This is a genomic window from Leclercia sp. W6, assembly GCF_003336345.1.
In the GTDB taxonomy this organism is placed as follows: Bacteria; Pseudomonadota; Gammaproteobacteria; order Enterobacterales; family Enterobacteriaceae; genus Enterobacter.
This window is the reverse complement of sequence record NZ_CP031104.1, coordinates 1,999,107-2,010,651: the sequence shown is the minus strand read 5'-3', so window position 1 is coordinate 2,010,651 and position 11,545 is coordinate 1,999,107. Positions and strand designations below refer to the sequence as shown.

The following is an 11,545-nucleotide window of genomic DNA, read 5'->3' as shown; positions in this document are numbered from 1 at the left end:
TCCTTTTTACGGGAAATCAACTGGCTATTTTAACCTGTGGCAGGTCGAACGCTTTACGTAGCGCCCGCACGAAGGCTTTGTCATGACAGATGGTTTTGCCCGGGCTGTCGGAGAGCTTCGCCACCGGCTTGCCGTTACATTCCACCAGTTTAATCACGATATTCAGCGGTTTTACCTGCGGAATATCGCAGGTCAGACGGGTGCCGATCCCAAAGGCCAGATTTACGCGCGAGGAGAAGTGTCGGTACAGGCCTACCGCTTTTGACAGGTCAAGATTATCGGAGAAGACCAGCACTTTGCTCATCGGGTCGATGCCCAGCTTTTGATAATGGGCGATCGCTTTCTCACCCCACTCCAGCGGATCCCCGGAGTCATGGCGCAGCCCCTGATAGGCGGTGGCGAACTCCGGCCCGAAATCGCGCAGGAAGGCGTCCATGGTAATACAGTCGGTTAAGGCGATGCCGAGCTGGTTCGGGTACTCATCAAGCCAGGCGGCCAGCGCCGCACGCTGGCTGGTCGCCAGCTCCGGACTGATCTGCTGATGCGCCTGGAACCACTCGTGCGCCTGGGTGCCCATTGGGGTCAGGTTCAGACGGCGGGCCAGATCGTAATTGCTGGTGCCGACAAACCACGGCTCCTGCTGCAGCCGCTCGACGATGGCCTGCTGCACTTCGCGGGAGAAACGGCGACGGGTGCCAAAATCCATCAGACGGAAACGCGACATATCCAGCGAGTCGGTCAGTTGGGCAAAATCAACCAGCTTCTGTTCCAGCGTCGTCAGCGCCAGTTCAACGCTCGCCTCCGGGGAACGGAAGCGGTGCACCAGCTCGCTGATCACCGCCAGCAGCGGCACTTCCCACATGATCACTTCCCGCCACGGGCCCTCAAGGCGGATGTGCAGCTTGCCGTTATCATTGCTGATTTTTACCTGGGACGGGTCATAGCGGAAATTGCGCAGCCACTGAAGGTAATCTTCTTTAAAGAAGGGCAGGCTGGAGAGCCACTGGAATTCATCATCCTGCAGACGAAGATGCTGCATTGCGTCGACTTGCTCACGGATGGCGTCAGCATAGATCCCCAGCAAGTCGTCACCACGGCAGCGGAATTCAGCCGCGACCTGTACGTCGTGGTATTGGTGGAAAACGGCTTGCTGCATATGCAGTTTGTACGCGTCGGTATCCAGCAGCGTATGCAGAACAGGTGAAGCGAATTGAGTCATAGGTGCGCAGTAGCATCCTCTCACGGGAGCGTTTAGTACAATAAACGACTAATGAAACCGCTGGAGTATACCTTGTTTAGCGATTTATTGAACCCCGATCACACCATAAGCCTGGTCCAGGGTCGAGAGCATTTCGTGCCGCGTGTTATAAAAATGTAGCAAATAGAGTGTTTGTGACTGAAAAGATGAACATTCTGCATAGCGCGATTTAGACAACAGGAATAGACTGGTTCGTTATTCGACAAACGATGCAAAAGGTTTTCTATGACACAACAGCCTCAAGCCAAATACCGCCACGACTACCGTGCGCCGGATTACCTGATTAGCGATATCGATCTGACTTTTGACCTGGATGCCACAAAAACCGTTGTGACGGCGGTAAGCCAGGTGACGCGCCATAACGCCACGGCGGTGCCGCTGCGTCTTGACGGCGAAGACCTGACTTTAGTGTCGGTGCAGGTCAACGACACCGCCTGGACCGACTATAAAGAAGAAAATAACCAGCTGGTGCTGGATAACCTGCCGGAACGTTTTACGTTACGCATCGTTAACGAGATTAGCCCGGCGTCTAACACCGCACTGGAGGGGTTATACCAGTCGGGCGTGGCGCTCTGCACCCAGTGTGAAGCCGAAGGTTTCCGTCACATCACCTGGTATCTCGACCGCCCGGATGTACTGGCCCGCTTTACCACCAAAATCATCGCCGATAAAGCCACCTATCCGTTCCTGCTCTCCAACGGTAACCGCGTGGGCGAGGGCGAACTGGAAAATGGCCGTCACTGGGTACAGTGGCAGGATCCGTTCCCGAAACCGTGCTACCTGTTTGCGCTGGTGGCGGGTGATTTTGACGTTCTGCGCGACACCTTCACCACCCGTTCAGGCCGTGAAGTGGCGCTGGAGCTGTTTGTCGATCGCGGCAACCTCGACCGCGCCCCGTGGGCCATGACCTCGCTTATCAATTCCATGAAGTGGGATGAAGAGCGTTTCGGTCTCGAGTATGACCTCGACATCTATATGATCGTCGCCGTCGACTTCTTCAATATGGGCGCGATGGAAAATAAAGGCCTCAACGTCTTTAACTCCAAATATGTGCTGGCGCGTACCGATACCGCCACCGATAAAGACTACCTCGATATCGAGCGCGTCATCGGCCACGAGTATTTTCATAACTGGACCGGCAACCGCGTCACCTGCCGTGACTGGTTCCAGCTGAGCCTGAAAGAGGGCTTAACCGTCTTCCGCGATCAGGAGTTCAGCTCCGACCTCGGCTCGCGGGCGGTTAACCGCATCAATAACGTGCGCACCATGCGTGGCCTGCAGTTTGCCGAAGACGCCAGCCCAATGGCGCACCCGATCCGTCCGGACAAAGTGATTGAGATGAACAACTTCTACACCCTGACGGTGTATGAAAAAGGTTCTGAAATCATTCGCATGATCCACACCCTGCTGGGCGAAGAGAACTTCCAGAAAGGGATGCAGCTCTATTTCGAACGCCATGACGGCAGCGCCGCTACCTGCGACGATTTCGTGCAGGCGATGGAAGATGCCTCTAACATCGATCTCTCCCATTTCCGCCGCTGGTACAGCCAGGCCGGTACGCCAGTGGTCACCGTTAAAGACGACTACAACCCGGAAACCGAGCAGTACACCCTGACCATCAGCCAGCGCACGCCGCCGACCGCCGAGCAGGAAGAGAAGTTCCCCCTGCATATTCCGTTCGCCATTGAGCTGTACGATAACGAAGGCAAGGTGATCCCGCTGCAAAAAAGCGGCCATCCGGTGCACAACGTGTTGAACGTGACCCAGGCCGAGCAGACCTTCATCTTTGATAATGTCTACTTCCAGCCGGTACCTGCGCTGCTGTGCGAATTCTCCGCGCCGGTTAAGCTGGAGTACAAGTGGAGCGATCAGCAGCTGACCTTCCTGATGCGTCATGCGCGCAACGACTTCTCCCGCTGGGATGCGGCGCAGAGCCTGCTGGCGACCTATATCAAGCTGAACGTCAATCGTCATCAGCAGGGACAGCCGCTGTCGGTACCGGCACATGTGGCCGATGCCTTCCGCGCAATCCTGTTAGATGAGAAGATCGATCCGGCGCTGGCGGCTGAAATCCTTACCCTGCCGTCGGTAAATGAAATCGCCGAGCTGTTTGAGATTATCGATCCGATCGCTATCGCGACGGTGCGTGAGGCGCTGACCCGTACCCTGGCAACCGAGCTGGCGGATGAGTTCCTGGCGGTCTACAACCACCACAAACTGGACGCCTATCGGGTTGAGCATGCCGATATTGGCAAGCGCTCACTGCGTAACACCTGTCTGCGCTACCTGGCGTTTGGGGAGACGGCGCTCGCCGACGAACTGGTCAGCAAGCAGTATCACACGGCCGACAACATGACCGATGCGCTGGCTGCGCTGGCTGCCAGCGTTGCCGCAGAGCTGCCGTGCCGTGATGCCCTGATGCAGGAGTATGACGACAAATGGCACCAGGATGGTCTGGTGATGGATAAGTGGTTCATCCTGCAATCCACCAGCCCGGCGGCGGATGTGGTGAACAAGGTGCGCAGCCTGCTCAATCACCGTTCGTTCACTCTGAGCAACCCGAACCGCGTCCGCTCTCTGATTGGCGCCTTTGCCAGCAGCAACCCGGCCGCCTTCCATGCTGAAGATGGCAGCGGCTACCAGTTTATGGTGGAGATGCTGACCGAGCTCAACAGCCGTAACCCGCAGGTGGCGTCGCGTCTGATTGAGCCGCTGATCCGTCTGAAACGCTACGATGAGAAGCGTCAGGCGAAGATGCGTGCCGCGCTGGAGCAGCTGAAAGGGCTGGAGAACCTCTCCGGCGATCTGTATGAGAAGATCAGCAAGGCGCTGGCCTGATAGAAAGCCGGGTAAGGCGAAACCGCCACCCGGCAATGCTGTGGGCCTGATGCCCGGTGGCGCTACGCTTACCGGGCCTACGTTTACCCTCCCTCTCCCTGTGGGAGAGGGTCAGGGTGAGGGCATCAGGCATTAGCCGTAATCAACTGCCGCTCCGTTACCCCACGCTTCATCACCCGATCCAGGACCTCCGCTTCCAGCTCCGCCAGCCGCGCCGATCCCACCCGGCGAGGGCGAGGAAGGTCAATTGTCAGATCCAGCCCAATCTTGCCCTCCTCAATGAGCAGTACGCGGTCCGCCATGGCAACGGCTTCGCTCACATCGTGGGTCACCAGCAGCACCGTAAAGCCGTGCTCCTGCCATAACGAGACAATCAGATCCTGCATCTCAATCCGCGTCAGGGCGTCCAGCGCCCCCAGTGGCTCATCCAGCAGCAACAGCCCCGGGCGATGGATCAGCGCCCTGGCCAGCGCTACGCGCTGTTTCTGACCCCCTGACAGGGCGGCAGGCCACTCCCCGGCGCGATTGTCCAGCCCGACGGCGGCCAGCGCCTGTAATGCCTGCGCTTTCCAGTTCCCTTTCAGCCCCAGGCCAACGTTATCGATTACCGATTTCCACGGCAGCAGTCGCGCATCCTGGAACATCATCCGGGTATCGTCCTGAATTTCCGCCAGCGGCGTATTCCCGGCCAGCAGTTCGCCGCTGTTCGGCGCCTCCAGCCCGGCCAGCAGGCGCAGCAGGGTGCTTTTACCGCCACCGCTGCGGCCCACCACCGCCACGAATTGCCCGGCGGGAATATGCAACTCCAGTTCGTTCAGAATGGTGTTTTCGCCGTAGCGTTTGGTGACGCCGTTAAGCAACAGCGGCGTTCCCTGGTTTAAGCGAGCCGTATTCATGCGTGTGCCTCCTTTATCGCGTAGGCCGGATTCCAGCGCAGCCAGCGGCGTTCCAGCCACTGGGCGCTAACATCCGCCAGTTTACCGAGCAGGGCATAGAGAACGATAGCCACCACGACCACGTCGGTCTGCAGAAATTCGCGGGCGTTCATCGCCAGGTAGCCGATACCTGAGTTGGCCGAGATGGTTTCCGCCACAATTAACGTCAGCCACATCAGACCGAGGGCGAAGCGCACGCCTACCATAATGGAGGGGAGGGCGCCCGGCAGGATAACGTGGATAAACAGGGCGAAGCCGGACAAACCGTAGCTGCGCGCCATCTCCACCAGCCCGCGATCGATATTACGAATGCCGTGCCAGGTGTTGATATAGACCGGGAAGAGCGTGCCGAGGGCGACGAGAAAAATCTTCGCCGTCTCATCGATGCCAAACCAGAGGATCACCAGCGGGATCAGCGCCAGATGCGGCACGTTGCGCAGCATCTGGATCGAGGTATCGAGCAGACGCTCGCCCCAGCGGGAGAGGCCGCTGATCAGGCCCAGCGTCAGGCCAATCGACCCGCCGATGGAAAAACCAATCACCGCGCGCCAGGCGCTGATCGCCAGATGCTGCCACAGCTCACCGCTGGCGCTCAGGGACCAGAATGCCTCCACAACCCCCTCCGGCGACGGCAGGATGCGGCTGGAGAGCCAGCCCACGGAGGAGGCCAACTGCCAGATAAGCACAATGCCTGCGGGAAGCAGCCAGGGGGCAATGCGCAGTAGCCATTTTCGCGAAGAATGATCCATGCGCTCTCCTTAGCTCTGGGCGGCTTTACGCGGGATAAATTCGTTGGCGACCGCTTCGCCCTGCTGCAACAGCGGCTGCGGCTGCGGGATTTCTGGAATGGCGACATCCAGATGCGGGAACAGCAGTTCGCCCACCTTGTACGCCTCCTCCAGATGCGGATAACCGGAGAGAATAAAGCTGTCGATACCGAGGTCAGCGTACTCATTAATGCGCGCCGCCACGGTCGGGCCATCACCCACTAAGGCGGTACCCGCACCGCCGCGCACCAGGCCGACGCCCGCCCACAGGTTCGGGCTGATCTCCAGATTTTCTCTTTTACCGTTGTGCAGGGAGGCCATTCGGTGTTGCCCCACGGAATCGGTGCGGGCAAACGCGGCCTGCGCTTTGGCAATGATGTCATCGTCCAGATGGGCGATCAGGCGGTCGGCCGCCTGCCACGCCTCTTCATTGGTTTCGCGCACAATCACGTGCAGACGAATGCCGAAGCGGACTTTACGACCGTGGGCCGCCGCTTTGGCGCGTACCTGCTCAATCTTCTCTTTCACCAGTTCCGGCGGCTCGCCCCAGGTGAGGTAGAGATCGACCTGTTCGGCGGCCAGATCCTGGGCAACGTCCGATGAACCGCCAAAATAGAGCGGTGGACGCGGCTGCTGGATCGGTGGGAAGTAGAGTTTCGCGTCACGCACATGGATATGCTTGCCCTCGAAGGTGACGCTCTCACCCTCCAGCAGGCGACGCCAGACCTGGGTGAACTCCGCGGAGGCTTCGTAACGCTCGGTGTGATCGAGGAAGACGCCGTCTCCCGCCAGCTCCTGCGGATCGCTGCCGGTCACCAGGTTAAAGAGCGCGCGGCCATTCGACAGACGGTCGAGGGTCGCGGCCTGGCGTGCGGCCACCGTCGGGGAGGTCACGCTGGGACGCAGGGCCACCAGAAACTTCAGGCGTTGGGTCACCGGGATCATCGACGCCGCCACCAGCCACGCATCCTCGCAGGAACGACCTGTCGGGATCAGCACCCCGGTAAAACCAATCCGGTCGGCGGCCTGGGCGATCTGCTGAAGATAAGCATGATCCACCGGGCGTGCGCCCTCGTCGGTGCCCAGATAATGACCGTCGCCGTGGGTAGGTAAAAACCAGAACATATTCAGACTCATGATTTATCTCCTTTCGAGGCAGTGGGCTGCCAGATGCGGTCGCGAATAACGATTTTTTTCGGTACCAGATGGTTGTCGTAAAACAGGTCGGCGGTTTGCTGCTGTAACACGGCGATTTTCGCATCCACCGGTTTGATGACGGTTGGCGGGCGATGGTCAAGGTAGGTAGCAATGACCGGCTCCGGCAGACCCATGCTTTTTGCCAGCAGGGCGATACTGGCCTGACGCTGGCTCTGGGTGAGGGCGTCCGCTTCGCTAAAGGTATCCAGCACGCCCTGAATAAAGGCACCGTTCTTCTCGGCATAGGGGCGTGCGGCAAGGTAGAAAGAGCCGGTCTGTTTCAGGGTTTCGCCATCTTTCAGTACTCTCACACCCCCCTGCAGCAGCACCGCAGAGTAGTAAGGGTCCCAGATAGCCCAGGCATCGACATTATGTTGCTGGAAAGCGGCGCGGGCATCCGACGGGGAGAGATAGACCGGCTGAATATCCTGAAAGGTCAGGCCCGCCTGCTGGAGCGCGCGCAGTAAAAGGTTGTGCGAGCTGGAGCCTTTCTGGAAAGCCACTTTGTGGCCTTTCAGATCCACCACGCTCTTAATCGGGCTGTTTTCAGGCACCAGAATCACTTCGGCTTTCGGTTTTGGCGGCTCAACGCCGACGTAAACCAGATCCGCGCCGGCGGCCTGGGCGAAGATCGGCGGGATATCGCCGGTACTGCCAAGATCGATACTGCCTACGTTCAGCGCCTCCAGCATCTGCGGGCCGGCCGGGAACTCAACCCAGGAGAATTTGGTGTTCGGGTAGCGTTTTTCCAGCAGCTGATGACTTTTTGCCAGCACCATACTGACGCTGCCTTTCTGATAACCAATACGCAGATTGTCGGGCGCGGGCTCTGCGCCATACGCCAGTGCGGAGAGAGCCACCAGACCTGCCAGGCTCAGGCGTGCAAGGGATTTAAACATGGGCGACTCCTTTCTGAAGACCAAAGGCTGGAACCTGAACGTCGCGGCGATGCAGCGCCTGCCAGAAGGTCTCCAGCGCGCTATCGAGGCGGGTTTGCAGGTTCGGGGTAAAGTGCGGCTTGTGCTGGTAGTCGATGACCTGAGAATCATCGGCAAACACGCCGTGCAGGATCTCCTGGGCTTTCAGGGCGTTGAGCACCGGTTTCAGGGCGTAATCCACCGCCAGCAGATGGGCCACGGTGCCGCCCGTCGCCAGTGGCAGGACGACTTTGCCCTCCAGCGCGCGCTCCGGCAGCAGATCGAGCAGGGTTTTCAGGGCGCCGGAAAACGAGGCTTTATAGATCGGCGTGGCGACGATCAGCCCATCGGCCTCTTTTAACTGTTCATTCAACGCCTTCAGCGCAGGACTGTCGAAGCGGGCATAGAGCAGATCTTCCGGGGCAAAATTTTGCAGATTCCAGTGGAACACCTCCACATCCAGAGAGGTAAGCTGCTCCCGGGCATACTCCAGCAGTGCGCTGGAGCGGGAAGGGAATCGCGGACTGCCAGCCAACGTAATGACGCGCATAGATGCTCCTTATAACCAATTATTTGCTTTTATCTAACATTGATAACATTTGTTGGCAGTGTGGCACCGCTGGCTTATTCCGCTAAATGATTTATCCGCAAGATAAATGCCGAAAATTGAATAAAGGAGGGGTGAAAAGTAAACGATTGCGCAGCACGGGGCTTTTTTTGCCTCAGGTCAATTCCCTTTCCCGCTGCGATCGCAGATAATACGCCCCCGGTTTGCACACCGGGAATCCAGGAGAGTTCATGTACTACCCCTTCGTTCGTAAAGCCCTTTTCCAGCTCGATCCTGAGCGCGCTCATGAATTAACATTCCAGCAGTTACGCCGTATTACGGGAACCCCGCTCGAAGCGCTGGTGCGCCAGAAAGTGATGGATAAGCCGGTCACCTGTATGGGGTTAACCTTTAAAAACCCACTGGGTCTGGCGGCAGGGCTGGATAAAAATGGCGAGTGCATTGATGCACTGGGTGCGATGGGCTTCGGCTCCATCGAAATTGGTACCGTCACACCGCGTCCGCAGCCGGGTAACGACAAGCCACGCCTGTTCCGCCTGGTAGAAGCCGAAGGGCTGATTAACCGCATGGGGTTTAATAATCTCGGTGTCGATCACCTCGTTGAGAATGTGAAAAAGGCCCATTTCGACGGCGTATTAGGCATTAATATCGGCAAAAATAAAGACACGCCGGTCGAGCAGGGCAAAGATGACTACCTGATCTGCATGGAGAAAGTCTACGCTTATGCTGGATATATTGCGGTGAATATCTCCTCGCCTAACACGCCAGGTCTGCGTACCCTGCAATACGGCGAAGCGCTGGATGACTTATTAACCGCCATCAAAAATAAGCAAAATGAACTCCAGGCGACGCACCATAAATACGTGCCAGTCGCCGTTAAAATTGCGCCGGATCTGACTGAAGAAGAGCTGATTCAGGTGGCCGACAGTTTAGTTCGTCATAATATTGATGGTGTTATCGCTACCAATACCACGCTTGACCGCGCTTTAGTTCAGGGGATGAAGCACTGCGATGAAATGGGTGGCTTGAGCGGACGCCCGGTGCAGTTAAAAAGCACCGAAATAATTCGTCGTCTGTCGCAGGAATTAAATGGCCGCTTACCGATTATTGGGGTTGGCGGGATTGATTCAGTCATCGCCGCCCGTGAAAAAATGGCTGCTGGCGCTTCGCTTGTTCAGATATATTCCGGCTTTATTTTTAAAGGTCCGCCGCTGATTAAAGAAATCGTTAATCACCTCTAACCTTTTAGCATGACTGACAACCAGGGCTTTATTTCCAGCTCTGGTTGTTTTATATTCCCGGACTGTTGCTTTATTAGACATAGTAGTCTTTGATTACTGAGGTTAAAAAAACGAAGCGGCAATAAGGACTTTCTTACGACAGGACGTTTCGGGAACGGGAGAGACAGATGCGAATTAAACCTGACGATAACTGGCGCTGGTATTTCTGCGAAGAGCACGATCGTATGATGCTCGATCTGGCCAATGGTATGTTGTTTCGTTCGCGTTTTGCCCGCCGGATGTTAACCCCGGACGCCTTTGCCGATACCGGTTTTTGCGTCGATGATGCCGCACTCTATTTCTCTTTTGAAGAGAAGTGCCGTGACCTGGAACTGTCGAAAGAGCAACGCGCTGAACTGGTGCTCAATGCGCTGGTGGCGATCCGATTCCTCAAACCCCAGATGCCAAAAAGCTGGCACTTTCTTGCCCACGGTGAACGCTGGACACCGACAATCGGCGACGCCGCCTGTGTCAGCCTGAGCGAAAATGGTGAGCAGGTGAATTTGCTGGTGGTGGAGCCGGGCGACAACGCTGCGCTCTGTTTACTGGCGCAGCCCGCGGTGACCATTGCCGGGCGCACCATGCAGTTGGGCGACCCGATTAAAGTGATGAATGACAGGCTGAAACCGCAACCGGTCAGCTTCAGCCTGGAACAGGCTGTTTAAGCCTCGAGCTGTAACGACGTTTTCGGCACACAGCTGCAGCACAGGATTGTGCCGTCGCTGCCAATGGCCGATTTCTTCAGCGCGCTCACTTCCCCCTCAACCAGCGTGATGCGACAGCATCCGCAAATCCCCGCACGGCAGGAGTAGGGCACGCGAATACCGGCCTGTTCAAGCTGCTCCAGTAACACCTGCTGATTGTTACCGCGAATAGTCTGTCCCTGCCACTGGATGGTCACCGCCGTTGCAGGCTGCACTTCCACATCGCTGGCCTCTTCTTCGGCGCATGCGCCGTAGAGGCGGCCCGGGGCGGTCGAGAGGATCTCCACCTCGTCGCCCACGCGGATCACTCCGCTGGAGCGCGGGATCAGGTTCTGACCGAAATCGACATCACCATTATCCTGCGCGGTGCGGAAAGATTGCAGGGTTTTTAGCGGTTCGCCAGCCGGGTGTTTCTGCCCTTTTTCCGGGCTGACGGTGGTAAAGATGCAGCGGCTGCAGGGTTTCACCACATCAAAAATGACCTCGCCGATGCGGATCACTTTCCAGGTGTCCTCTTCCCAGGCGGCAGCGCCGGTCACCACCAGGTTCGGGCGGAACTGCTCCATCTGCACGCTGGCCGGGCAGCGCTGTTGCAGGTCGCGCAGCGAGGCTTCGTTAGTGAGCAGATACGGGAACCCGTCGGCAAAAGAGAGCGGCACCGCGGCAAACTTAGCCACGCGTCGCGTCAGCTCCGGCCCAACCCAGCGCAGCTGAACTGGGCGGGAAAAGAATTCGCTCAGCCAGCGGTTGATCGCATCCGGGGCGATACGGGCGGTAAAGTGGTTGCCCCAGACTTCGGTGGGCGCATCCGCTGGCGCAAAATCGCTGAAACGGACGATACTACTGGAACCATCCGGCGCAGTCAGATGGAGACCATCCTGAACCGGCGCCGGGGTAAAGCGAACCATTTGCGGGAACTGGCGTGCGGTAATAAATGTGCCATCCAGCTCTGTGACCATAAAAATGCGATCAAAGGCAAAACCGCTGACATCGGCAAGGGCATGCGTGAGCCCAATACCGCGCATGGATTTAACCGGATGAATGAAAAGCCTGGATAACGTCGCCACGGCGCAGCCCTCAA

At 57.7% G+C, this 11,545-nt stretch carries 10 protein-coding genes; 3 read left to right on the top strand and 7 right to left on the bottom strand.

The features are described 5' to 3' along the window. Positions 1 to 16: 16 nt before the first annotated feature. Positions 17 to 1,219 (bottom strand): nicotinate phosphoribosyltransferase, encoded by a 1,203-nt coding sequence (gene pncB, locus DVA43_RS09955; protein WP_114315432.1) that lies wholly within the window; start codon positions 1,217 to 1,219, stop codon positions 17 to 19. A gap of 264 nt (positions 1,220 to 1,483) precedes the next feature. On the opposite strand from pncB, the gene pepN reads away from it, so the two are divergent. Then, positions 1,484 to 4,096, top strand: coding sequence for an aminopeptidase N (gene pepN / locus DVA43_RS09950; protein WP_114315431.1), 2,613 nt, complete (start codon positions 1,484 to 1,486; stop codon positions 4,094 to 4,096). A 125-nt stretch (positions 4,097 to 4,221) separates the two neighbouring features. Here pepN and ssuB read toward each other — a convergent pair whose 3' ends face one another. The 5 genes from ssuB to ssuE are packed head-to-tail and all read right to left on the bottom strand — an operon-like array spanning position 4,222 to position 8,462. Further along, the gene (ssuB, locus tag DVA43_RS09945; RefSeq protein ID WP_114315430.1) at positions 4,222 to 4,992 is read right to left on the bottom strand and encodes an aliphatic sulfonates ABC transporter ATP-binding protein; all 771 of its coding nucleotides are present in this window, start codon (positions 4,990 to 4,992) and stop codon (positions 4,222 to 4,224) included. Then, positions 4,989 to 5,780: an aliphatic sulfonate ABC transporter permease SsuC gene (ssuC, locus tag DVA43_RS09940; protein WP_114315429.1), complete on the bottom strand. Its 792-nt coding sequence runs from the start codon at positions 5,778 to 5,780 to the stop codon at positions 4,989 to 4,991. The genes ssuB and ssuC overlap by 4 nt, the downstream gene beginning before the upstream one ends. A 9-nt stretch (positions 5,781 to 5,789) precedes the next feature. Next, positions 5,790 to 6,935, bottom strand: a complete 1,146-nt coding sequence (gene ssuD, locus DVA43_RS09935) for an FMNH2-dependent alkanesulfonate monooxygenase (RefSeq protein ID WP_114315428.1) — start codon at positions 6,933 to 6,935, stop codon at positions 5,790 to 5,792. Next, positions 6,932 to 7,894: a sulfonate ABC transporter substrate-binding protein gene (locus DVA43_RS09930; protein WP_114315427.1), complete on the bottom strand. Its 963-nt coding sequence runs from the start codon at positions 7,892 to 7,894 to the stop codon at positions 6,932 to 6,934. Before DVA43_RS09930 ends, ssuD begins: the two co-directional genes overlap by 4 nt. Further along, entirely contained in the window at positions 7,887 to 8,462 is a 576-nt protein-coding gene (ssuE, locus tag DVA43_RS09925; RefSeq protein WP_103178946.1) for an NADPH-dependent FMN reductase, read from the bottom strand. Before ssuE ends, DVA43_RS09930 begins: the two co-directional genes overlap by 8 nt. A 248-nt stretch (positions 8,463 to 8,710) precedes the next feature. Between ssuE and pyrD the strand changes: the two genes are divergently transcribed. Together pyrD and zapC are read left to right on the top strand one after the other, a co-directional pair. Next, positions 8,711 to 9,721, top strand: a complete 1,011-nt coding sequence (pyrD, locus tag DVA43_RS09920; RefSeq protein ID WP_114315426.1) for a quinone-dependent dihydroorotate dehydrogenase — start codon at positions 8,711 to 8,713, stop codon at positions 9,719 to 9,721. 167 nt (positions 9,722 to 9,888) lie between these two features. Continuing rightward, the gene (gene zapC / locus DVA43_RS09915) at positions 9,889 to 10,425 is read left to right on the top strand and encodes a cell division protein ZapC (RefSeq protein WP_103823355.1); all 537 of its coding nucleotides are present in this window, start codon (positions 9,889 to 9,891) and stop codon (positions 10,423 to 10,425) included. Here zapC and DVA43_RS09910 read toward each other — a convergent pair. Beyond that, a complete protein-coding gene (locus tag DVA43_RS09910) occupies positions 10,422 to 11,531 on the bottom strand; it encodes a YcbX family protein (RefSeq protein ID WP_114315425.1) in 1,110 nt (369 codons plus the stop codon). The two genes, zapC and DVA43_RS09910, sit on opposite strands and share 4 nt — an antisense overlap. Positions 11,532 to 11,545: the final 14 nt, after the last annotated feature.